Annotated in this window: 25 protein-coding genes, 1 tRNA gene, 1 other RNA gene and 1 pseudogene; 17 read left to right on the forward strand and 11 right to left on the reverse strand. The window is 39.3% G+C overall.

Translation table 11 applies throughout. The features are described 5' to 3' along the window. Positions 1–75: 75 nt before the first annotated feature. Entirely contained in the window at positions 76–1,989 is a 1,914-nt protein-coding gene (locus tag ACFOSE_RS07485) for an ABC transporter ATP-binding protein/permease (protein WP_380432129.1), read from the reverse strand. Positions 1,990–2,179: 190 nt separating this feature from the next. Here ACFOSE_RS07485 and ACFOSE_RS07490 point away from each other — a divergent pair, with 190 nt between their 5' ends. The 7 genes from ACFOSE_RS07490 (at position 2,180) to ACFOSE_RS07520 (ending at position 6,996) form a co-directional block, all read left to right on the forward strand. Beyond that, the gene (locus ACFOSE_RS07490) at positions 2,180–3,451 is read left to right on the forward strand and encodes a competence/damage-inducible protein A (protein WP_380432131.1); all 1,272 of its coding nucleotides are present in this window, start codon (positions 2,180–2,182) and stop codon (positions 3,449–3,451) included. A 34-nt stretch (positions 3,452–3,485) separates the two neighbouring features. Continuing rightward, positions 3,486–4,628, forward strand: coding sequence for a recombinase RecA (gene recA, locus ACFOSE_RS07495; protein ID WP_380432133.1), 1,143 nt, complete (start codon positions 3,486–3,488; stop codon positions 4,626–4,628). 185 nt (positions 4,629–4,813) lie between these two features. Then, positions 4,814–5,212, forward strand: coding sequence for a transcriptional regulator Spx (spx, locus tag ACFOSE_RS07500; RefSeq protein WP_380432135.1), 399 nt, complete (start codon positions 4,814–4,816; stop codon positions 5,210–5,212). A 93-nt stretch (positions 5,213–5,305) separates the two neighbouring features. Next, positions 5,306–5,917 carry an SP0191 family lipoprotein gene (locus tag ACFOSE_RS07505; RefSeq protein ID WP_380432137.1) on the forward strand — a complete coding sequence of 204 codons (612 nt, stop codon included), beginning with the start codon at positions 5,306–5,308 and terminating at the stop codon, positions 5,915–5,917. A 76-nt stretch (positions 5,918–5,993) separates the two neighbouring features. Next, positions 5,994–6,260 (forward strand): IreB family regulatory phosphoprotein, encoded by a 267-nt coding sequence (locus ACFOSE_RS07510; RefSeq protein WP_380432138.1) that lies wholly within the window; start codon positions 5,994–5,996, stop codon positions 6,258–6,260. Beyond that, positions 6,260–6,679, forward strand: a complete 420-nt coding sequence (gene ruvX / locus ACFOSE_RS07515; protein ID WP_380432181.1) for a Holliday junction resolvase RuvX — start codon at positions 6,260–6,262, stop codon at positions 6,677–6,679. The genes ACFOSE_RS07510 and ruvX overlap by 1 nt, the downstream gene beginning before the upstream one ends. Positions 6,680–6,690: 11 nt before the next feature. Next, the gene (locus ACFOSE_RS07520; protein ID WP_380432140.1) at positions 6,691–6,996 is read left to right on the forward strand and encodes a DUF1292 domain-containing protein; all 306 of its coding nucleotides are present in this window, start codon (positions 6,691–6,693) and stop codon (positions 6,994–6,996) included. Between the two features lie 150 nt (positions 6,997–7,146). Here ACFOSE_RS07520 and ACFOSE_RS07525 read toward each other — a convergent pair. Beyond that, a pseudogene (locus ACFOSE_RS07525) lies at positions 7,147–7,567 on the reverse strand (transposase); the annotation flags it as partial. 258 nt (positions 7,568–7,825) lie between these two features. Here ACFOSE_RS07525 and ACFOSE_RS07530 point away from each other — a divergent pair. From ACFOSE_RS07530 to nrdG, 6 genes are all read left to right on the forward strand, one after another. Further along, positions 7,826–9,433: a DUF2079 domain-containing protein gene (locus ACFOSE_RS07530; RefSeq protein ID WP_380432142.1), complete on the forward strand. Its 1,608-nt coding sequence runs from the start codon at positions 7,826–7,828 to the stop codon at positions 9,431–9,433. Between the two features lie 100 nt (positions 9,434–9,533). Continuing rightward, complete coding sequence (gene nrdD, locus ACFOSE_RS07535) at positions 9,534–11,732, forward strand: anaerobic ribonucleoside-triphosphate reductase (RefSeq protein ID WP_380432143.1); 2,199 nt, start codon at positions 9,534–9,536, stop codon at positions 11,730–11,732. A 33-nt stretch (positions 11,733–11,765) separates the two neighbouring features. After that, positions 11,766–12,044, forward strand: coding sequence for an IreB family regulatory phosphoprotein (locus tag ACFOSE_RS07540; protein ID WP_380432144.1), 279 nt, complete (start codon positions 11,766–11,768; stop codon positions 12,042–12,044). A gap of 23 nt (positions 12,045–12,067) precedes the next feature. Beyond that, positions 12,068–12,208 carry a hypothetical protein gene (locus tag ACFOSE_RS07545; protein ID WP_380432145.1) on the forward strand — a complete coding sequence of 47 codons (141 nt, stop codon included), beginning with the start codon at positions 12,068–12,070 and terminating at the stop codon, positions 12,206–12,208. 52 nt (positions 12,209–12,260) lie between these two features. Beyond that, positions 12,261–12,776 carry a GNAT family N-acetyltransferase gene (locus ACFOSE_RS07550; protein WP_380432147.1) on the forward strand — a complete coding sequence of 172 codons (516 nt, stop codon included), beginning with the start codon at positions 12,261–12,263 and terminating at the stop codon, positions 12,774–12,776. Next, on the forward strand, positions 12,773–13,372 hold the full coding sequence (gene nrdG, locus ACFOSE_RS07555) for an anaerobic ribonucleoside-triphosphate reductase activating protein (protein ID WP_380432148.1): 600 nt from the start codon (positions 12,773–12,775) through the stop codon (positions 13,370–13,372). Before ACFOSE_RS07550 ends, nrdG begins: the two co-directional genes overlap by 4 nt. Before the next feature lie 81 nt (positions 13,373–13,453). Here the strand turns inward: nrdG and yaaA are convergent, their stop codons facing one another. The 9 genes from yaaA to ACFOSE_RS07600 all read right to left on the reverse strand — a co-directional run bounded on the left by yaaA (position 13,454) and on the right by ACFOSE_RS07600 (position 19,858). Continuing rightward, positions 13,454–14,182, reverse strand: a complete 729-nt coding sequence (yaaA, locus tag ACFOSE_RS07560; protein ID WP_380432149.1) for a peroxide stress protein YaaA — start codon at positions 14,180–14,182, stop codon at positions 13,454–13,456. A 44-nt stretch (positions 14,183–14,226) separates the two neighbouring features. Continuing rightward, positions 14,227–14,913: a rhomboid family intramembrane serine protease gene (locus ACFOSE_RS07565; protein ID WP_380432151.1), complete on the reverse strand. Its 687-nt coding sequence runs from the start codon at positions 14,911–14,913 to the stop codon at positions 14,227–14,229. Further along, on the reverse strand, positions 14,903–15,436 hold the full coding sequence (locus ACFOSE_RS07570) for a 5-formyltetrahydrofolate cyclo-ligase (protein ID WP_380432153.1): 534 nt from the start codon (positions 15,434–15,436) through the stop codon (positions 14,903–14,905). Before ACFOSE_RS07570 ends, ACFOSE_RS07565 begins: the two co-directional genes overlap by 11 nt. 112 nt (positions 15,437–15,548) lie before the next feature. Then, positions 15,549–16,679, reverse strand: coding sequence for an N-acetyldiaminopimelate deacetylase (locus tag ACFOSE_RS07575; RefSeq protein ID WP_380432155.1), 1,131 nt, complete (start codon positions 16,677–16,679; stop codon positions 15,549–15,551). 57 nt (positions 16,680–16,736) lie between these two features. Next, positions 16,737–17,435, reverse strand: coding sequence for a 2,3,4,5-tetrahydropyridine-2,6-dicarboxylate N-acetyltransferase (gene dapD / locus ACFOSE_RS07580; protein ID WP_380432157.1), 699 nt, complete (start codon positions 17,433–17,435; stop codon positions 16,737–16,739). A gap of 144 nt (positions 17,436–17,579) precedes the next feature. Then, a complete protein-coding gene (locus tag ACFOSE_RS07585; protein WP_380432183.1) occupies positions 17,580–18,185 on the reverse strand; it encodes a DUF4947 domain-containing protein in 606 nt (201 codons plus the stop codon). 76 nt (positions 18,186–18,261) lie between these two features. Continuing rightward, positions 18,262–18,334: transfer RNA gene (locus tag ACFOSE_RS07590), tRNA-Lys, on the reverse strand. Position 18,335: 1 nt separating this feature from the next. Beyond that, positions 18,336–18,527, reverse strand: a non-coding RNA gene (gene ssrS, locus ACFOSE_RS07595) — 6S RNA. 44 nt (positions 18,528–18,571) lie between these two features. Beyond that, positions 18,572–19,858, reverse strand: a complete 1,287-nt coding sequence (locus ACFOSE_RS07600) for a replication-associated recombination protein A (RefSeq protein ID WP_380432159.1) — start codon at positions 19,856–19,858, stop codon at positions 18,572–18,574. A gap of 136 nt (positions 19,859–19,994) precedes the next feature. On the opposite strand from ACFOSE_RS07600, the gene ACFOSE_RS07605 reads away from it, so the two are divergent. The 4 genes from ACFOSE_RS07605 (at position 19,995) to ACFOSE_RS07620 (ending at position 23,329) form a co-directional block, all read left to right on the forward strand. Beyond that, positions 19,995–20,465 carry a DUF3013 family protein gene (locus ACFOSE_RS07605; RefSeq protein ID WP_380432161.1) on the forward strand — a complete coding sequence of 157 codons (471 nt, stop codon included), beginning with the start codon at positions 19,995–19,997 and terminating at the stop codon, positions 20,463–20,465. A gap of 65 nt (positions 20,466–20,530) precedes the next feature. After that, complete coding sequence (locus ACFOSE_RS07610) at positions 20,531–21,631, forward strand: hypothetical protein (RefSeq protein ID WP_380432163.1); 1,101 nt, start codon at positions 20,531–20,533, stop codon at positions 21,629–21,631. Beyond that, on the forward strand, positions 21,628–22,581 hold the full coding sequence (gene prmA / locus ACFOSE_RS07615; RefSeq protein WP_380432165.1) for a 50S ribosomal protein L11 methyltransferase: 954 nt from the start codon (positions 21,628–21,630) through the stop codon (positions 22,579–22,581). Before ACFOSE_RS07610 ends, prmA begins: the two co-directional genes overlap by 4 nt. A gap of 1 nt (position 22,582) precedes the next feature. Next, positions 22,583–23,329, forward strand: a complete 747-nt coding sequence (locus tag ACFOSE_RS07620) for a 16S rRNA (uracil(1498)-N(3))-methyltransferase (RefSeq protein WP_380432166.1) — start codon at positions 22,583–22,585, stop codon at positions 23,327–23,329. Positions 23,330–23,420 lie beyond the last annotated feature (91 nt).

Genomic DNA, 23,420 nt, shown 5'->3' on the forward strand with positions numbered 1-23,420 from the left:
AATACGCAGATAAGTTTTACCGGACCAGATAAGAATATAAAAATGAGACTGATTTCCAGTCTCATTTTTATATTCTTATTCAGAAGCCAGAGCATCGATGGTATTTAGACGGGCAGCCTTGCTTGACGGTGCCAAACTGGCGATAAGGGCAATCAGAAGACCAATGATAACAGTGGTTATAGTGGCTGTTAGTGAAATTTGGATAATATCATACTTAATAGTAGAATAAACCGCCCTATTAACCAGAGCTTGAATTAAAAGCGCGGTGATGATGGCCATAATGTTTGCCGAGATACCTAGTAACAGACTCTCATTGACAAATAAATGGCGGATATCCTTACGTCTTGCTCCCATGGAACGCAGAATACCAATTTCTTTGGTCCGTTCAGTAACGCTCATGTAAGTAGTGGCGACAATCATCAGAATGCTGACGAGCAGAGAGATACCGGCAATCATGGCTAGGACAAAGCTGACAATGTAGGTCACTTGGACGATGCTATCTAGCATACCACCGATACCAGTGATTGAATAGAGGTTTTTACCATCTTTTTTCATGGCTTTGATGGTATTTTGCGCTTCTTTCGTATTGTTTAAATCGTCCATACTAGCCGTGATGAAATTTGGTTTTAATTTAGCATTTTGCGCAGCAGCTGCATCTTGCAAACTTTTATAGGTCACCAAATTCATACCTTCTACGGTGCCAGCAATGGTATATTCTTTGCTGATAGCAACGGGTTGACCATTGGCATCGAAAGCAGATAGAGTGATGGTGATTTTTTGCCCAACGGCCTTTTTGATATCCTTACTGATATAGCGTTTGGCGTAATCCTTAGAGACGATAATCTCATCATCTTTAGGCAATTTCTTACTAGAAATATTCTTTTTGACAATAGTATCATTAATCGTTTGTAGAACCTGACTTTGAGTAGTTTCACCCTTGTAGTTGACATTGAAGAGTGGTGCATAATAGCCGTACTGTGTTTTGATAACGTGCTTAGTATTAGCAACTCTATCTTTATCTTTTGCGGTCATACCAGTACTGTTCAGCCGTCTTGCATCAGCGAGAGTGACTTGGAAGGCTTTGGGATTCGCGATGTCAGCAATAAAACTATTCATATAACCACGGGCCCCATTACCCAGTCCCAAAAAGAACATAACCGAAAACAGACCAATAGCCATACCGATGGCGATGATAAGATTTTGCTTCCAAGCACTTCTGAAATGCGCCCAAGCCATTTTCCAGCTAGCACTTCTCGTCAATGGTTTAGAGTCAAATATTGTCTCCTTTTCTTTACTTGAGAAAGGTTCGCGCAACCTTTGGTCATTGGTGACTTGACCATCGACCAATGATATAATGCGTGTACCAGCTTCGGCAACTTCTTGGGAGTGTGTGACCACGATAACGGTTTTACCAGACTTAGCAATATCCTGCAAAATAGTGAGCACTTCCCTGGTGTTCTTGCTATCTAGGGCCCCAGTTGGTTCATCTGCGATGATGATCTCAGGATTACTTGCTAGAGCACGAGCGATAGCAACTCTTTGTTTTTGCCCACCAGATAGCTGAGCCGGCTTTTTCTTGCGGTGCTCAAAGAGGCCAACCTGTTTCAAGAGATCCTCGGCATGAGACAACTGTTCCTTGTGGGACAGTTGGGTCATTTTCAGACTAATTAAAACATTGTCCAACACACTCAGATAATTGATTAAATTAAAGGATTGGGAAATGAAGCCAATTGTTTGTCGGCGATACTCATCGAGAGCCTTTTCACGTTTATCCTTTTGACGCTCTCCGTTGATGATGACATCTCCAGTATATTCCCTATCTAGACCACCGATAATGTTCATCAGAGTTGATTTACCGCCCCCGGATTCTCCTAGGATACTGACAAAGTCTCCCTTATCAAAAGAAAGATTAATCCCGTTCAAGACAGGAAATTCTTCTTTACCTAAATAATAAGACTTATGAATATTTTGTAATTTTAATAAACTCATTATACTGCCTCTTAACGTTGTAATATGTAGATGATACAATTTTTTGTTGACAAAGTCAAAAATTAAGCAGAAAAAGAGCACTTTGTTAAAATAAGATGGCGTCAGCTTCAAATCAATTTTCTTCATCTCACAAATGATAAAAATTTTGTTAAAATAAGATGAATTTACGAATAGATAAGTGGGTGACAAAATGAAAGCTGAAATTATTGCCGTTGGGACAGAGATCCTAACAGGACAGATTGTCAATACCAATGCCCAGTTTTTATCAGAAAAATTGGCGGCTTTGGGCATTGATGTTTATTTTCAGACGGCTGTTGGAGATAACGAAGAGCGACTTTTATCGATCCTTGATATTGCTAGCCAGCGTAGTGATACCATCATCCTCTGCGGCGGACTTGGCCCTACTGATGATGATTTAACGAAACAAACTTTAGCACATTATCTAAAGCGTCCTCTAGTTTTTGATCAGACTGCCAAGGAGCGATTGGACTCTTTTTTTGCCGCTCGTCCGGCTGTTCTACGCACTCCCAATAATGAATGTCAGGCTAAAATTATTGATGGGGCGAAAGCCTTACAAAATCGTACGGGCCTAGCAGTCGGAGACTTTTTGAAGATTGATGGGAAAAACTATATTGTCTTGCCAGGTCCCCCAAGTGAGCTTCAACCCATGGTTCAAGAACAGTTGTTGCCACTTTTGATAGAGAACCACCAGCAATTATTTTCACGTATTCTTAGATTTTTCGGTATTGGTGAAAGTCAGTTGGTCACTGTCATTGATGACTTAATCAAAAATCAGACTGATCCGACCATAGCTCCTTATGCTAAGACGGGAGAGGTAACCTTGCGCTTGTCCACCAAGGCCGATAGCTCAGAGCAGGCTAATCAAAAATTTGATCAGCTCGAAAGTCAAATCATGTCGGTTGAGTCTTTAGAAGGACAGAAGCTGACAGATTATTTTTATGGTTATGGGGATGATAATTCTCTGTCTCAAATCACTTTTGATTTACTCAGAAAGAAGCAAAAAACAATTACAGCAGCTGAGAGTTTGACGGCCGGCCTTTTCCAAGCAACTTTAGCAGATTTTCCTGGGGCCTCTAATGTTTTCAGCGGTGGTTTTGTTACTTATAGTATAGAGGAAAAAGCAAAAATGTTAGATATCCCCCTAGCGGAGCTAGAAATCCACGGTGTTGTTAGTGACTATACTGCTCAACAGATGGCTGCCAGTGCAAGGATTAAAACAGGGGCAGATTTGGCAGTTTCTTTGACAGGAGTTGCTGGACCGGATAGTTTAGAAGGTCAACCAGCAGGGACAGTTTTTATCGGTTTAGCAACCCAAAATGAGATTGCTTCTCATCAGGTCAAAATTAGTGGGCGTTCCCGTTCGGATGTCCGTCAAATTGCGGTCTTGCACGCCTTTAATTTGGTACGAAAAACTTTATTAAATGACAAAGATTTAGTATAATAACTAATACTAAATAGAAAATAGGAGAAAAAAATTGGCTAAAAAAGTAAAGAAAACTGAAGAAGTCACTAAAAAATTTGGTGACGAACGTAAGAAAGCCTTAGATGATGCCTTGAAAAATATCGAAAAAAATTTTGGTAAGGGTGCCATTATGAAACTCGGTGAACGCGCTGAGCAGAAGGTTCAAGTGATGAGTTCTGGCAGTCTCGCACTAGATATTGCTTTAGGAGCTGGGGGTTATCCTAAAGGACGTATCGTTGAAATCTATGGACCTGAAAGTTCAGGTAAGACAACTGTTGCTCTCCATGCGGTTGCCCAAGCACAAAAAGAAGGTGGTATTGCCGCCTTTATTGATGCCGAGCATGCTTTAGATCCAGCTTATGCAGCAGCACTAGGTGTTAATATTGATGATCTCTTGTTATCGCAACCGGATTCTGGTGAGCAAGGACTTGAAATTGCGGGCAAGCTGATTGATTCAGGAGCTGTAGATCTTGTGGTTATCGATTCGGTTGCTGCGCTTGTGCCACGTGCAGAAATCGATGGCGATATTGGGGATAGTCACGTCGGCCTACAAGCCCGGATGATGAGTCAAGCTATGCGTAAATTGTCAGCTTCTATCAATAAAACAAAGACTATCGCTATTTTTATCAATCAACTGCGCGAAAAAGTTGGTGTGATGTTTGGGAATCCGGAAACAACCCCTGGTGGCCGTGCCTTGAAATTTTATTCATCGGTTCGTTTGGATGTACGTGGCAACACTCAAATCAAGGGAACCGGCGCTCAAAAAGATCAAAATATTGGTAAAGAAACAAAAATCAAGGTTGTTAAAAACAAGGTAGCTCCACCATTTAAAGAAGCTTTTGTAGAAATCATGTATGGGGAGGGTATTTCGCGTACGGGTGAATTGGTTAAGATTGCGACTGATTTAGATATCATCCAAAAAGCAGGAGCTTGGTATTCTTATAATGATGAAAAAATTGGACAAGGTTCAGAGAATGCTAAAAAGTTTTTAGCAGATAATCCAGAAATTTTTGATGAAATTGATAAGAAGGTCCGTATTCAATATGGATTGATTGACTCAGATGAAGCAGTAGAAAAAACAGATGAACCTGCAGTTACGGAAGAACAAACCGAGGACTTGGCATTGGATCTTGATACAATCGAAATTGAAGAATAAAAAGTAGCCTTTGGCTATTTTTTATAAGGAAAATAGAAATGTGTCAAAAATCTTAAAAAATCTCAAATATTAACATTTGAAGTTTTCTAGTTGACAAATTGAAAATAGGTCGTAAGACCTATGTTCTGCTTCTCTTTAGTATGTTAGAATGTAACCATCATATAGATAGAAAGAGAGAAGTGATTATGATTAAGATTTATACGATTTCTAGTTGTACTAGTTGTAAAAAAGCAAAAACTTGGTTAAATAACCATCAATTACCATATAAAGAACAAAATCTCGGAAAAGAAGGATTGACAAAAGAAGAAATTTTGAATATCTTATCAAAGACTGAAAACGGTGTTGAGAGTATCGTTTCCTCAAAAAATCGTTATGCGCGAGCGCTCAAATTTGATATTGATGAATTGAGTCTAAGCCAGGTTGTTGATTTGATTCAAGAAAATCCACGCATTCTTAAGAGTCCGATTTTGATTGATGACAAGCGACTGCAGGTTGGTTATAAGGAGGATGATATTCGCGCCTTCTTACCGCGTGCTATTCGTGAAGTTGAAAATAATCAAGCTCGTTTACGAGCAGTATTATAATAAAAAGTTGAAAAGAAGGGTGAAAGCCCTTCTTTTTTGCCTTAAAATAAGCTATAATGATGCTATAGGTGTTTTAAGAAAAGGAGAAAAATTATGAAAAGAAGAAGTTATATCACCATAATCATTTTAGTGATTGTTTTTGGTCTAGCTGCTTGTTCAAATAATTCACAGAGCAAGTCTAGTTCTAGTTCAACATCTGATACAACTAGTCAAAAATCTGATAATAAGAAAAAAGATTCTTCATCACATGAAGTAAAAAAAGTATCTGGAACTAAAGCTGTTCAGTTTAAATCACGAGATTACTCAACTGGTTCTAGCAGTACAAGTGGTACAGATGCTACTATTACAGAGACTGTCACTTATGATGGCGATGAATACAAGACCATAAAAATGGTAATAGCACAATCTCTACCGGATGATATTAAAGGGCGTGATATCAATGATGTGAGAGGAGCTCTACCTGAATTGGAAAAATCTAATACCATTCAGGATTTGAAAAAAGTCAAGGGAGTGACCGTTAATCTAGAGGTTACTGATGATTATCAGCTCAAGTATAATATTACTTATGATATGAAGAGCCTTGATAAATCTGCTTTAAATAATACCATTGCTCCTCTTTATTTTGATGAGTTGCAGAAAGTGACTCCCTTGGAATACGTCCTTCTTTTATTTAAAGAAGGAGGAACATCGGTAAAACCTTCCTAAAAACACTTTTCTTTGAAAAGAGAAGGAAAATAGGATATAATAACACAAATTGCTCTAACAGAAAGAAGGTGCAAGTATGGGATTTACAGATGAAACTGTTCGTTTCAATCTCGATGATGGAAGTAAGCAGGAAATCAGTGAGACACTGACGGCCGTGTATCGTTCATTAGATGAAAAAGGATACAATCCAATCAATCAGATTGTAGGTTATGTGTTGAGCGGGGATCCTGCTTATGTACCTCGTTATAACGATGCCCGTAATAAGATTCGTAAGTATGAACGCGATGAAATTGTTGAGGAACTGGTCCGTTTCTATCTTAAAGGAAATGGAATTGATTTTTGATGAGAGTTATGGGACTTGATGTTGGGTCAAAAACAGTCGGTGTTGCCATTAGTGATCCGCTAGGTTTTACAGCCCAAGGTGTTGAAATTATTCCAATAGATGAAGCTAAGGAAAACTTTGGTTTTGAACGTCTAGGAGAGTTGGTTAGTGAGTATAAGGTTGATAAGTTTGTTGTGGGCCTTCCCAAAAATATGAATAATACAAGTGGTCCCCGTGTAGAAGCTAGTCGTGCTTACGGGGAAAAAATCACCGAGTTATTTCATATTCCAGTGGACTACCAAGATGAACGATTGACAACAGTTCAAGCAGAGCGCATGTTGGTCGAGCAAGCAGATGTTAGCCGTGGAAAACGTAAAAAGGTTATTGATAAATTAGCGGCACAGCTGATTTTGCAAAATTATTTAGATCGAATGTTTTAAGGAGAAAGACTATGGCAGATGAACACAATCATAACCATGATCATGAAGTTATTACACTTATTGATGAACAAGGCAATGAGACCTTGTTTGAAATTCTTTTGACTATTGATGGTCGTGAGGAATTTGGCAAAAATTATGTTCTCTTGGTACCATCTGGTGCAGAGGAAGATGCCAATGGCGAAATTGAAATACAAGCTTATTCCTTTACAGAAAACGAAGACGGCACTGAAGGTGATTTACAACCTATTCCAGAAAACTCAGATGCTGAGTGGGATATGATTGAAGAGGTCTTCAATAGCTTCTTAGATGAAGAATAGTCAGTTGCCAATAGCAATATAACAAGAGATCCTGAGCAAATCTTACTCGGATTCTTTTCTACCCTTTGTCAGATAGTGCGTTTACATATTTTGAAAGAGTATCAGTTGATTATTCATAGAAGCATTTCAATCTATTTTTGAAACAAGACATTACAATGAAGGGCATAAATGACTCTGGGTAAAAGTGTCGTCGAAAAGTTTGTCATGCATTATGAAGTAATACATTGTTCCAATGAAACGATCTACAGAGGCAATCGTATATGGCTTAGTTAAAGTCGTCTGCGATTGTCTTTTTCGTATCTTATAAAAGTCTGCGATGTGGCAGGGATGGGTTTAGCTGCCACGATAGTGCGGATGCACTTATACAGAATCTTGCTAACGTAAAAATTCCCATACTTGGTAATATGTTTCTGAGCTAGGTAGTTTCCAGATTCATAATGTCTGGGATCTACCGATAAAAGTATTTATTGACTAGATTGCCAGACTGAAACCGATGAATATCTTCTAATTCAACAATAATACTTGTTGCAGTAAGTTCTGCGATACCAGAAATAGTGAGTGAAATTTCGTATCCTGTAATTTTAGGATATGTTTAGATTTGTCCGATATTTTACCACCCTTTCTCTAATCTATTTGCGAATAAAGAGTTGGAGGGCTAACTGATGAGAGGATTAGACTTATCAAAAGAAGAAATTAAATTTTTAGAGACTTACCAAAAACAAAAATATCACCGTTTTAAAGATATTCTAGTTTATTGTACTATCCTTAGAAAATTGACTAAAGATTAATTTTTGATATACTAGTGATAATAAATTCAAGGAGAAACATAGTGGCTCGTAGAAAAGAAGAAGGTCAAACTTATCATAGACGTCATAGAGTGGAAGATAAGTTTGATGTAGCAGAAGCTGAATTACAGAGAGAAACTCCAAAGTCTTATAAAATAAAAATTGATGGTTTGCATCGGTTTTATATTTTTATTTTGAGTTTAATCCTAGCGCTTACATCAGTTGCTAATCCTTTGTTGACAGACTTTGGGAACATTCATCAAACTGTTAATCTCTATACCGGACAGATGATGGCTAATGGCCATATCCCCTACTTAGATACATTTGCAACAGGGGGCTTCCTTTTCTATGTTATCATCGCCTTAAGCTATCTCTTGGGTTCTAGTATCTGGCTGATGATTATTGAATTATTAGCTTTTTATATGTCGGGGATTTATCTTTATAAAATTATCGCCTTTTTGACTAATAGGCATGGTATGGGAATGACCTTTACGGTGATTTTTTTCCTTCTTAATCTTGGTTTTGGTTTTGGTGGGCTTTATCCTATCCAATGGGCCTTTCCTTTCCTCTTGAATGCTCTTTGGTATTTGACAAAATATTTTGCAGGACATATCAATGATGAAGCTTTCATCATCTATGCTATTTTTGGCTCCATATCTGCTTTGATTGAACCTCGTAGTTTGATTTTTGGGGCTTTATCCTTTCTAGCTATTGGTATTTACAATTTCATGCAGCGCCATTTTGCGCGTGGTTTCTATCAACTTTTATGTATGATTTTCGGAGCTATTCTTGTTTACTATACTGTTGGCTACTTTATCTTTAATATGGGGAATTTATCAGATTATATTTCTCAAGCTCTTTTCTATAATTTTAAGGTATTTACTATTGGTAAGGAATCTTTCTTGATTACCATTCCTTATCAAATTCTGATTCTAGCATCATCTGGTTTACTGTTGGGTTTCTTTGGCTTTTGGGGTCACCTTGGACAAACTTCAAATTTTAAAACAATAAAATGGTTAATCTTTTGGAACTTGGTGTTCAGTCTGGTTATCGGAATTTTTGCTAGAAGTTACTATATTTTCCAGCTTTTGCTGGTGCTACCTTTTGGTTTGATTCTAACGGCTCTTGTTATAAACGATAATATTGATTATCAACGAGCAGAACCTAGCAGCAAGGGGAGCCGTGCAGCCCATCGGCGTAAGCACAGTCGTGAAGCTAATCGCAGTTACTGGGGAACTTTTGCAGAGAAACATTTTCAGCTTCCTGTCCTCGTTGTTATTGCAGGAGTAGTTCTTCCAATCTTTATTGGTATCATGTCACTTGGGCTTAATAGTGAGCGTAGTAACATTGCGGCCTACCTAAGGGAAAATACCGATAAGAAAAATACTATTTATGTATGGGATAACTCATCAAAAATTTATCTAGACACGGCTTTGCAGTCTGCTTCACAATTTCCAGTGCCTTCTGTGAATACTACAACTAAGGCCAATGCACAGAAATTGGAAGATGAGATTTTGCAAGCCAGGGCCCAGTATATTGTGGTCAATAATTCTGAGAACTTATCGAGCGATATTGTCAATCGTTTGAATAGTACTTATGAGAAAATATCTGTAACAGATGCTGATCACTTTACGGTTTATCAAAAGAAATAAAACAAGTTTAAAATCAATATGTTGTGGTTTAAGAAAAAATCCACCACAACATATTGATTTTTTTTTGCCTTATGCTATAATGGAGTCCGAGGTGAAGTTCATGATTACATTAGAAAAAGAAATGGTGACGACTGTTCCTGAAATTACAGTTATTAAGCGTGATGGTCGTCATGTTAAGTTTGATCAGGATAAAATTTATCAGGCTTTGCTTAGAGCTAGTCAAAATGTGTCACCAATATCACCATTGATGGAAACAAAGCTAAAAGGAATTACTGATTGCATTGTCGCCGAGATTGCTGATCGTTTTTTAGCCGATATTAAAATCTATGAGATTCAGAGTATTGTTGAGCATGAATTGTTAGCTGCCAATGAGTATGCGATTGCTCAGGAATATATTAATTACCGGACACAGCGCGATTTTGCTCGTTCTCAAGCAACCGATATTAACTTTACTATTGATAAATTGCTCAATAAGGATCAGACAGTTGTTAATGAGAATGCTAATAAAGACAGTGATGTCTTCAATACACAGCGTGATTTGACAGCTGGTATCGTTGGGAAATCCATCGGTTTGAAGATGCTACCACCCCATGTGGCTAACGCTCATCAAAAGGGTGATATTCATTATCACGATCTTGATTATAGCCCTTATACGCCAATGACAAATTGTTGTCTGATTGATTTTGAGGGGATGCTGGCCAAGGGTTTTAAAATTGGTAATGCAGAAGTTGAAAGTCCTAAGTCAATTCAAACAGCAACAGCCCAGATTTCTCAAATTATTGCCAATGTAGCTTCCAGCCAGTATGGTGGTTGTACAGCTGATCGCATTGATGAATTTCTAGCACCTTATGCTGAACTCAACTATCAAAAGCATCTTAAAGATGCTCAAGAATGGGTAACTGGAGATAAACGTGAAGAATACGCACGGGTTAAGACCAAAAAAGACATCTACGATGCGATGCAGAGTCTGGAGTATGAAATCAATACTCTATTTACTTCAAATGGGCAGACTCCATTTACATCGCTTGGCTTTGGTTTAGGGACTACGTGGTTTGAAAGGGAAATTCAAAAAGCTATCCTGAATATCCGTATCAAGGGGCTAGGTAGTGAACACCGTACAGCAATATTTCCTAAGTTGATTTTCACCTTGAAAAGTGGTCTCAATTTAGAGCTTGGGACGCCCAACTATGACATTAAGCAGTTGGCCTTGGAATGTGCTACTAAGCGGATGTATCCAGATGTTTTATCCTATGATAAAATCATTGAATTGACTGGGTCTTTCAAGGCGCCGATGGGATGTCGCTCTTTCCTACAAGGTTGGAAAGATGAGAATGGTAAAGAAGTCAGCTCAGGCCGTATGAATCTTGGTGTTGTTACTGTCAATCTGCCCCGCATCGCTTTGGAATCCAAGGGTGATATGACAAAATTCTGGTCACTCTTTGAGGAGCGCATGCAGATTGCTAAGGAGGCTCTAGTTTACCGCGTTGAGCGTGTTAAAGAGGCTACGCCAGCCAATGCACCGATTTTGTATCAATATGGAGCATTTGGCAAACGTCTCTCTAAAATGGAAAATGTTGATGAGCTCTTTAGAAACCGTCGCGCAACCGTATCTTTGGGCTATATCGGACTCTATGAAGTGGCAACAGTTTTTTATGGTGGTCAATGGGAAACTAATTCTGAGGCTAAGGAATTTACCAAAGAAATCATTCGTCAAATGAAACATTTGGTTGAAGATTGGTCTGATGAATATGATTACCATTTCTCAATTTATTCAACACCTTCGGAGAGCTTGACAGACCGCTTTTGTCGTTTGGATATCGAAAAATTTGGTAAAATTGAAGATATCACAGCTAAGGAATACTATACAAATTCTTTTCATTATGATGTTCGGAAGAAACCAACACCATTTGAAAAGCTAGACTTTGAAAAGGATTATCCAGAGCTCGGCGCTAGCGGAGGCTTTATCCACTATTGTGAATACCCTGTCTTACAACAAAATCCTAAGGCTTTAGAAGCTGTTTGGGACTATGCTTATGACCGCGTTGGTTACTTAGGAACCAACACCCCAATTGATAAATGTTATGAGTGTGGTTTTGAAGGAGACTTTACTCCAACAGAACGTGGCTTTATGTGCCCTAATTGTGGTAATACGGATCCTAAAACGGTAGATGTTGTTAAACGAACTTGTGGGTATTTAGGAAACCCTCAAGCTCGTCCAATGGTTAATGGACGCCACAAGGAAATTTCAGCTCGTGTCAAGCATATGAACGGCTCATCTATCAAGAATGCAGGGAAATAAGCTATTCATCAATTAAATCAGAAAGGAGAAATAATGCCGGAAAATCAGAAGATTACAGATGAAACAGTCCTCTTTGACTTAAGTGATGCTGATTATGAATTGGTTCAAGATTTAACGACGGTATCTCAATCGTTGAAAGAAATAGGCTATGATCCAGTCAACCAAATTGTTGGTTACATCTTAAGCGGAGATCCGGCTTATATTCCTCGGCATAACAACGCTCGCAACTATATCCGTCGTCATCATCCAGACGAGATTGTTGATGAATTGGTTCGTTATTATCTTAATGAAAAATCATTTGAAATAAAATGATAGTGGCATTATAAGGAGTAGGTATGGGAAAGTACCAGTTAGATTATAAAAGTCAAGCTCAGGTGGAACGTTATCATGAAAAGAACTCCGTTAGTAATAAGAATGGCCATAAAACTCGGGTTCAAGAACTATTAAGACGGGCCAACATTGGAAAGAATGATTAAAAAGAGTTGGGGGTGGTAACCCAGCTCTTTACTTATCGCAAGAGGAAGAACTATGGAGTTACGTCGACCACAAGTGAAAGATAAGGAAAGTGTTTTAGCAATGATGTTAGAATTTGAGCAAGAGAGTGCTGCCCATGATGGTGGTTTCTGGGATACTGAGAACTTTGATTATGAGGAGTGGCTAGAGCAGAATTTTGATCATGAATTAGGATTGAATTTAGTTGACGGTATGGTACCCTCTATTCAATTTGTTGCTTTTAGTGATGATGGGAAGGCTCTGGGATTTTTGAGCCTACGTCTGCGCTTGAATGATTCCTTAATGATGAGTGGTGGACACATTGGCTATTCAGTTAGACCCAGTCAGAGAAAACGAGGGATTGCCAAAGCTATGTTGACACAAGCTTTACAAGTTTGTCAATCTAAAAACATAAAAAAAGTCTTAGTGACCTGTCACTCGGATAACTTGGCTAGTCGTGCCGTTATTTTAGCTAATGGTGGTCAATTAGAAGATGTTAGAAATGGCATTGAGCGTTATTGGATAGAAGTGGAGGCGCAGGTAGATAAATGAACAATCCTAAACCGCAAGAATGGAAGGCAGAGGAACTCAGTCAAGGGCGCATTATTGATTATAAGGCCTTTAACTTTGTTGATGGCGAAGGGGTTCGAAATTCACTCTATGTCAGTGGCTGTATGTTTCACTGTGAGGGTTGCTATAATGCGGCAACCTGGTCTTTTAAGGCTGGTATGCCTTATAGTCAAGAACTTGAAGAGCAAATTATGAAAGATTTAGCGCAGCCCTATGTTCAAGGTCTGACTCTACTTGGTGGGGAACCCTTTCTTAATACCGACACCCTCATACCTCTGGTTAAACGTATTCGAAAAGAATTACCAGAGAAGGATATTTGGTCTTGGACGGGTTATACTTGGGAAGAGCTCATGCTAGAAACACCGGACAAGTTGGAATTGTTAAAATTAGTTGATATTTTGGTTGATGGTCGTTTTGATATAACTAAGAAAAATTTGATGTTACAATTTCGTGGTTCGTCCAACCAACGCATTATTGATGTCAAAAAATCTTTGGAATCAGGCAAGATTACTATATGGGATAAACTTAATGATGGAGAAGCAGACTATGAGCAAGTTAATAGGGATAAGCTAATATAATTAAAGAATTATGGAAACATATAAAAAGCATAAAACTTATCATAATAGTTTTATGCTTTTAATTTTTAAAGGATTCTATGCTTAGTCTGTTGCCTTTACAAATACTAGAGAATGCTCTGTTGAAAGTTCCTCTCTATAATCAAAGTTATCAAAAGTGAGTGTTCGTAATCCTTCTATGTTATTTATCCTATGTTTGATAATTTGATTGAGACATTTACCACGAGCTTTTTTAGAAATGGTAGAATGAGTTTTAAGTTTCCCATCCTTTTCTTCATGAAAAATTAGCTTAATAAATTGGTCGGTATATTTTTTAGAGAAGACCGACTCGAATTCGCTGGATAACATAGAGATGATAGGTTGATTGTCTTCTTTAACAAATTGATCATAATAGGGTCGCCAGTAGTTTTTGAGAGATTGATTATCCACCTTTAGTTTGCAGTTGAAATCTAATCGATGCTCTGCAATGCTATCTAAAGCATTGATAACACCATATAAAGCAGAGGTGATAAAAACATGGTCTCTTATAAAGTTCAAGTCTTCATTTGTCAAGTTTTTGTCAATCTGTCGATACATCAAGCCATTAAAAAGCTCTAAAGCATGATAACCTAATGCTTGATTAGCTAGTAAGTTTGAGATATGCTGCCTCTCTTTTTCAGCAGTTTCCGGTTTTATATGGTAAATCTTTTCTAAGTCTTTAGAGTCGGCTTCCCCTAGTTTTTTTAGGATAGGCCAACTTTTACTTGGTAGTTGATGGGGATAGGTTTGCTCGGCTGCTTTCATTTCTTTAGCAGTAGGAATTAAGAATTTCATAGCTGTTTAGTTATCAGATTTTTGGCAGTAGGAGTGTTGCTTGATTAAATAATTGACCAAGCTACCATGCCTACTGCAAAGGTAAAATAGGCAATAAGGGCAGTTATTTTTAAACTTGTACTGATTCCTGTTTTGTGATGTTGCATGGGTAGAAAGAGAGCGGTTAGTGCCCCGCCAAAAGCTCCACCAAGATGTCCAACTAGACTTATAGTAGGTTGACCTGACAGGAGATCTAAGAGATTAAAAGCTAGATTCAGAAGAATTAAAATAAGAAATTGCTTACCCACGCGTTTAAGAACAGAATTATTACCGACATAGCCAACAATAAAGATTGCGGCAAAGAGACCAAAAAGTGAGGTTGAAGCCCCTGCTGAGACAACAGTTGGTGTAAAGAAAAGTGTGGCAGCATTTCCCATAATACCAGCTAATAGATAAAGCGTTAAAAACTTGGCTGTCCCCCAAAGATCTTCAGCCAAGCGTCCAACAAAATAAAGTGTCACTCCATTAAATAAAAGGTGCTCCCAACCAATGTGAACAAAAACAGGCGATACCAAGCGCCATAATTGCTGAGGATCAAATTGGACAGCTCGGCCAAACATGCCTCCAAAATTATAAATGGCAAGACTAGTAGTAGCCTGATTGCGATAAGTTATTTGAAGCGCCAGAAAGACAAGAATTGTAATAGTCAATAAGGAATAGGTTGCAGGATATTTTTTGAAATCATTTATCATAAGTAATCATCTTTCTAACGGCAATGTCGTGTTGATCAGGTATAAAGTTAGCTAATTGACAAGAGTAAACCAGACTAACAGTTTCCCCTTGGAAATCTTTGAGGTAACGATCGTAATAACCACCTCCATAGCCAATGCGGTAACCTTGAGAATTAAAAACTAAACCGGGAACATGGATGAGATTGATTAGGTCTTTGTCGATTGACTCTTCACCTTTAGGTTCTAGGAGACCAAAACTAGTTTTTTCTAAAGAATTTGGGTCGTATTGCGTAAATGTCATACGACCTTTGGGATAGGTTTTGGGTATCAGAATAACTTTTCCATCTGCTATTGCCCTCTCAATTAAGAGTTGGGTGTTATACTCATGATCGAAAGCTAAGTAAGTGGCAATGTATTTTGCTTCTTTATAAATCGATGTTGAGACTAACTGGTTGAGCATCTGTCTATCAGCCTCATTTTTATAGGTGCTGTCTAAAGATTTTAAATCAGCTAGAACTTTTTGTCTTAGATCATCTTTTAACATACTAATATCTTATCATTTTTCCTTGCAAATAGAATGATGAATATCTCTATTGCTTATACTATACAAAGTTATACTGTAAAAAATCATCAATAAGGCAGAGGCAGGTTTTAAATCAGTTAGCACGATAGGCGAGGAATCTTGCAATTGTATCAACAGCAAATGGTAAGACTTCTTCGCGAGGGCTCATTTTAGGGTGATGAAGCGGGTAAGGGGAATCAACCCCCAACCAGAACATTACACCGGGAATTTGGTGAAGGAGGTAACCAAAATCTTCGCCGGTCATAGCAGGCAGAATATCAATGAGATTAGCCTCAGTTTCTTGATCAAAGAAACGCATAAAATCTTTTGCTAAGCTAGGATCATTTTCAACCGGTAGATAACCGCCTTGGATGAGTTTGATTTCAACTTCCATGTCAAAGGATGCAGCTACTCCTTCAGCAATGGTTTTGAGACGTTTTTGTGTCAATAAGTTCATATCTTGTGTTAAAGTACGAATGGTTCCGTGGAGTTCGGCGGTTTCAGCAATGACATTATTGGTAGTCCCAGCGTGCATAGAACCAAAAGTAACCACTGCCCCTTCAATTGGGTCAACACTTCTACTGATGATAGTTTGGACTTGTGTCACAAAATAAGCTGCAGCAACGAGAGCATCGTTAGCATGGTGAGGAAAAGCAGCGTGTCCACCAATTCCTTTAAAAGTTATGAGAACTTCACATGTACCTGCAAATAAAGTGCTAGTGTTGGTAGCAATATCACAAACTTTTAAATCAGGACGAACGTGTAAACCGTAAAATTCATCTGGTTTCCAGTCACCAAAAGCGTCATCTTCATACATGAGTTTACCACCGGCGAGGTTCTCTTCTGCTGGTTGGAAGAGAAAAAGAAGATTATTTTTAGGTTGACTTACTACTAGTTTTTCAAGCAGGCCAAGCGCAATGGTCATATGTATATCGTGTCCGCAAGCATGCATTCGACCAGCATGTTGACTAGCAAAGTCTAGATCAGTGTCTTCTACTACTGGTAGGCCATCAATATCGGTTCGCCAACCTATAGTCTTTTCTGGTGCGGTTCCTTTCACGAAAACAAGAATTCCAGTTTTCCAAGTTCGCTGTTCGACAAAATTTTTGCTGGCAGTAATTTTAGCAATTTGTTCTAGCAGGTAGGTCTGTGTTTCAAACTCTTCAAGTCCAATTTCTGGGATTTGATGTAAGTCATGTCTAATTTTAATTAAATCCAAAGTCATTTTTAGTCCAATCTCATTGAGAAAATGGAGTAGAACATCTACTCCATTTATTCTTCATTACAGGTTACGCAAGGCATCTTCAAGAGCCGTTTTTTGTTGTGTTTGTTCATCGATTTCTTTGATGACACGGGCAGGGATCCCGGCGACAACGACATTTTCTGGAACATCTTGAGTTACAATGGCACCGGCTGCGACAACAGAATTGTTACCTACTTGAACACCTTCAATAATTACAGCATTAGCACCAACAAGGACATTATCACCGATGCGAACAGGATCAGCACTTGCTGGTTCAATAACACCAGCAAGCACGGCTCCTGCACCGATATGGCTATTTTTACCTACAGTGGCACGGCCTCCTAGGATAGCTCCCATATCGATCATAGTGCCTTCACCAATTTCAGCACCAATATTGATAACAGCTCCCATCATTACAACAGCATTATCTTCGACAGTAACTTGATCACGGATAATTGCTCCTGGTTCAATACGAGCATTGATATTACGTTTATCAAGTAAAGGGACAGCTGAATTTCGACCGTCTTGCTCAACGACATAATCTTTATTTTCAACTAAATTCACCAAGAGGGGCTCGATATCTTTCCAATCTCCAAAAAGAACATTTCCCAATTTGATAACAGTAGTTGGGAGGTTTCCTTCCAGTTCTCCTTCGAAAGTTACTTTAACATTAGTTTTCTTTTCGGCATTACCGATGAAGGCTATAATTTCTTGCGCAGTCATTTTTTGTGCGGTCATGAGATTCTCCAATTCCTTTATTCATTAGACATTATTATATCAAAAATTCAAAGATTATGGAGCGTAAGGATTAATAAATTCGCTCTATTTAAAATTATCGCAGAGGTCTTTGAATGATAAACAAAGAAAAACTCTTTTTTAGCCTCAGCGCCAGTAAACATAATCGGGATTGGGTGTGATATAGGCTAGGGTATCGCTCTCAGTATTAAATAGTAAAACAATATTTTTATCTTTATACTCGTAAATATAGTATCTATCCAGATTGCCAAGAACAAAGTCGTTGGCCACACTGTAAAAAGCCTTTGCTTCCTCTCGGGAAATCAGTTCAGTCTTAAATAAACTGATGATTCGCTCTTGTTCGTCTTCAGTCAGCATGGACTTCATGGTTTTGGTATCTTTGATAATACTACTAGGGCTCCCTAAAATTTGCTTGACTTTATTAGCGGTATAGCCTTTAAAATCAGGGGTAGAAGCAGCAAATCCTGAGCTGGAGGATTCGTAATAGATTTCGCTGCCATCTGTGGCATAAATTTTATCCGTATTAGCGGAATCAGCATCTTTAGGTAAATCAGTCGGATGGCGATTTTCATTAAATTTATCTCTGTTGGCTCCCTCGTCCTGAGATGAGGAATCAAAATTTTGTTCATCATCAGGAGTATTGGAGATATCTGTTTGATCAGGAGATTTGGCTTGTTCCTTTGAAGAGCAGTCTACCAAAAAAACACCTGCTGCCAGAAGGCATAACAGCAATAATAACTTTTTTCTCATTCATAAACTCCTAGTAAATAAAAAGCCTATATACATAGGCTTTTACACGTCAAGTTTATCCTCCCTGTAGGGCTCGAACCTACGACCCACGGATTAAGAGTCCGCTGCTCTACCAACTGAGCTAAGGAAGGAAAAAGAGCTGTATTGGTACCGGTGATTCACGCTTTGTATTGAACCCGCAATAAAAGCAGGTGGGTAACTCGCTCTTGCTATAGTTGCTTCCGCGTGTAACGGCCTGCATACTGCAAGAAGACTTATGTTTCCCTATAATACAAGATTTAGTCGGTCAACACATTGATGTGAATTCGTATACCACAGCAGTTCTATGCTTTTATAATACCATTTTTGAAAATTTTTTCAAGAAAAAATTATGATTTTTTAGTTTTATGGTTTGAAAGCTTATCAATTCTCTCTTTGTTAGCTCCCAGCGCCCGTTCGTACTTCCCAGTATCATTTGCTGTGAAATAGCTGGCGTTCTTAATTTTGTCTGGCAGATATTGCTGCTTGACCCATTTTTCAGGATAATCGTGAGGGTAAAGATAGTTTTGGGCATTGCCTAATTCTTTGCTTCCGCTATAATGTCCATCACGTAGATGGTGGGGGATGGGGAGGTTGCCGGAATTCCGTAAATCTCTTAAAGCAGCATCCATAGCTATATAAGCTGAGTTGGATTTGGGTGATAGTGCTAAATCAACAACCACATTAGCGATTAAGATCCGTGCTTCTGGGAATCCAATCTTTTGAGCAGCTTCAAGAGCTGTTACCGTATGTATCTGCGCATCGGGATTGGCTAAACCGATATCTTCATAAGCAATAACTGTCAATCGTCTGGCTAGACTAGGTAAATCTCCCGCTTCTATCAGTCGGGCAGCATAATGGAGGCTGGCATTGACATCAGATCCGCGGATGGACTTCTGCAGGGCGGACAGGATATCATAGTGGCCGTCACCGTCCTTATCCATAGAGATGTAGCTGCGCTGGAGGCTGTTTTTGATGACCTCAAGCGTGATATGACGCACCTCTTTTTGATCTGGTGCGGTTGATAGGACTGCTAAATCAAGGGAGTTGTAAGCTGAACGCAGGTCGCCATTGGTAGCTGTCGCAATAAAATCAAGGGCATCATCGTCTAAATCGACGGCCACCTCAAAGCCACGCTCCTTATCCGCCAGAACCCTTTGAAGGGCTGTCTTGATATCTTCATTAGACAGGGGCTCTAGCTCAAAAATCTGAACCCGGCTGCGAATGGCGGGCGTTACAGAAAAGAAAGGATTTTCAGTGGTTGCCCCAATCATGATGATATTGCCATTTTCAAGCAAGGGGAGCAAGAAGTCTTGCTTAGGTTTGTCTAAACGGTGAATTTCATCAAGAAGCAGCACCAAACCGCCTGAAAATTTGGCCTCTTCCGCAATTTCCTGCAGGCGTTTTTTACTGTCGGTTGTGGCGTTAAAGGTCCGAAAGGCAAACTGACTAGTACCTGCAATGGCAGAGGCAATCGAGGTTTTGCCGATACCAGGAGGACCGAATAAGATCATAGAAGCTAGACGATTGGCTTCGACCATCCGACGGATGATTTTCCCGGGACCAACCAGATGTTCTTGGCCGATAACGTCATGGATATTTCGGGGGCGCATCCGCAATGCTAAATTATCGTGCATGTCAGTCTCCAGTCTTTTATGGGTATTTGCGTTGAAATGATTGCTTGTGTTTAGCCTCAATTTCAGCGTCAATCGTATTTTTTCCATCTTTAAAATGCTATAATTATTATAGCACAAGAAAGACAAAGGGTGACAAATGGCAAAGTATGGCTTTTTATCGGTATTAGAAGAAGAAATGGATCAGCATTTTCATTACGATTATGAGCTGAATTGGGACAAGAAAAACCATGCCATCGAGTTGGCCTTTCTTTTGGAAGCGCAAAATCAGGGTGCTGTGGCCACACTGGATGCCAAGGGAGAAGAAAGCAACGACGATATCTTGTTTGAAGACTATGTGCTTTTCTACAATCCTGCCAAATCCAGCTTTGACAAAGACGACTATCTGGCAGCTATTCCCTACGAACCCAAAAAAGGTCTGTCCCGCGAATTTCTCGCCTACTTTGCAGAAACCCTCAACGATGTGGCGACCGAGGGCCTCAGTGACCTCATGGACTTCCTAGCGGACGAGACCGCAGCCGACTTTGGCCTGACCTGGGATGCGGCTGCTTTTGACAAAGGCAGAGCCGACTTGCAAGAAACAGAGTTTTTTGGATATCCGAGGTATTAGGAGATTAAATAAAGTGGTTTGATTCAGGATTATAATGGCTTAGATAGAATATCAGTTGGGGAAGTATGACAAATAGGGAAATTGCTGTTGTAATATGGAGTACATTATTTTTAGTATGGGGAATCTATTTATCTAGAAGAAATGGAATTTTTAAGAGTTTGGCAGATGTACTTAAGAGTTTTTTTGGAATATTGAAACTTCCGATTTCACAGTGGATACTTATCACAAATGCTATTATCGTCGTAATAATGTTTGGTTGTTTGCGTGATAAAATAGAATTATCATACTGGTATATAAAGGATTATTTTTTAATTTTTTTATTTGCAATTTTTCCTACGGTATTACTTCTAAAAGAATATTCGATTATAGAAATTGTAAAAGATAAGTGGCGAGACTTATTTGGATTGCTGTCAGTATTTTTGTTTATCACCAATACTTATACCTTTTCACTATATCTTGAATTGGTGCTGGTATTTCTTTTGGTAATTTTATCTTTATTTTCTGCAATTGCTGAAGTAAAGGAAGAATTTACTTTAATTGGGAAAATATTTAGATTTCTTTTATCAGCATTAGGATTGATATTATTGTTTGGGGCGTTAAATAGTTTTATCAGGCATATTGGAGATGTAGGAACATTGAATTTTTGGTTATCTTATGGCTTAGAATTATTAATTTTTGTAATTAATATTCCAATTTTATACATTGTAGAGAAAATGGTTGTTATTGAAAAAATGGTAGTTCATAGCGATTATCAAAATACATTATTGACTTTTGTTAGGTACTATTTTCATTACTACGTCCGAAAAATAAAATTTAGAAAACGATTATCAAAAAATACTCCATTAAAAGTTCAAGTGGAAAAGTATATCTTTGGCTATCCGAAAATTACAATTTATGTTGAGGGAGAAAATCTAAAAGAAGAGGATGTTCTAAGTTTGATAGCAGAGATGATAATAAATGGACATAAAATAACTAGACCGTCCAGAAAAATAGATAAATTTCCGGTGTATATTGAAATTGTTGATAAAAACAACGAGACGCTAGCTCTTTGTACAGAGGATTTTTTATCTCGAAACAGTCGTTTCTATAATCCCTTTATGAATAAAAAAACGAAAGAAATATATCCGTCAGTATTAATGTTAGCGAAGAGAAAGGAAAACATATGAACTCATGGCAAGAATTAACCATTCACGTGCATCGTGATGCGGAAGAGGCCGTTTCTAATCTGATGATTGAGACGGGCAGTCAGGGGGTGGCGATTAGCGACTCGGCTGATTATGTGGGGCAGGAGGATCGTTTTGGGGAACTCTACCCAGAGGTGGAGCAGTCGGAGATGATTGCCATTACGGCCTACTATCCAGACACTTTGGATATCGAAGAACTTAAGGCAGATTTGGCTGCTCGTTTGGCGGACTTGACGGATTTTGGTTTGGAAACGGGTCAGGTGAGCTTGGAGAGTCAGGAATTGGCTGAGGAAGATTGGGCGGACAACTGGAAGAAGTACTATGAGCCGGCCCGTATCACCCATGATTTGAGTATTGTGCCCTCTTGGACGGACTATGAGGCGACGCCCGGGGAAAAAATCATCAAGCTGGACCCGGGGATGGCCTTCGGGACGGGCACTCATCCGACCACTAAGATGAGCCTTTTTGCTCTGGAGCAGATCCTGCGGGGTGGCGAGACGGTCATCGATGTGGGTACGGGCTCAGGTGTCCTCTCCATTGCCAGTTCTCTTTTGGGTGCCAAGGAGGTGTTTGCCTATGACTTGGACGATGTGGCGGTGCGCGTGGCTCAAGAAAACATTGCCCTCAATCCCGGCATGGACAATATCCAGGTGGCAGCTGGGGACCTGCTGCGCGGGGTTGACTTGGAGGCGGATGTCATTGTGGCCAACATTTTGGCGGACGTGCTCATCCATCTTATGGAGGATGCCTATCGTCTGGTCAAGGATCAGGGTTATCTGATCCTGTCTGGCATTATCTCTGAAAAATGGGACATGGTCCGTGCATCCGCTGAGGCCGCAGGCTTTTTCCTAGAGACCCACATGATTCAGGGTGAGTGGAATGCCTGTGTTTTCAAGAAAACAGACGACCCGTCGGGTGTGATTGGAGGATAGAATGCAGCAATATTTTGTAGAAGGCAGAGCCGAGAAGCTCATCACTATCACCGATAAGGACACGGTAAAGCACATGTTTTCGGTCATGCGCCTGGCTGAGGGAGATGAAGTGGTCCTGGTTTTTGAGGACGGAATCAAACACTTGGCCCGAGTGGTGTCCAGTAGCCAACACCAGTTAGAAATGGTTCAGGAATTAAGAGACGATGTGGAGCTACCAGTGCAAGTGACCATCGCTTCAGGCTTTCCAAAAGGTGACAAGCTCGATCTAATTACCCAAAAGGTAACCGAACTAGGGGCTTACGCCATCTGGGCTTTTCCGGCTGACTGGTCTGTGGTCAGATGGGATGGTAAAAAATTAGCTAAAAAAGAAGAAAAATTAACCAAAATTGCCCTAGGTGCAGCAGAGCAGTCCAAGCGCAATCTGGTTCCTCAAGTTTCATTATTTGAAAAAGAAGAGGATTTCATAGCACAGCTTTCGCATTTTGATAAGATTTTTGTCGCCTATGAAGAAACAGCTAAGGCTGGAGAATTATCAACTTTAGCACGTGAATTGTCGACTGTCGTTACAGACCAAAAGATCCTTTTCATCTTTGGACCGGAAGGTGGGATTTCTCCTAAAGAGATAGAAACTTTTGAGCAAGCAGGCGGAATTCAAGTCGGCTTAGGCCCACGGATTCTGCGCACCGAGACGGCACCGTTTTACGCCCTAAGTAGTATTAGCTATGCTCTGGAATTGACCAAACGATAGCAAGTTTGTTGCCATTATATAGAGCTATTTATCTAAAAAATCGAGTTTTTTAACTCATTTTTTTACTAGTAAATTTAAGCCAGTTTTTCAG

Source organism: Streptococcus dentapri (genome assembly GCF_042649885.1).
GTDB lineage: Bacteria > Bacillota > Bacilli > Lactobacillales > Streptococcaceae > Streptococcus > Streptococcus dentapri.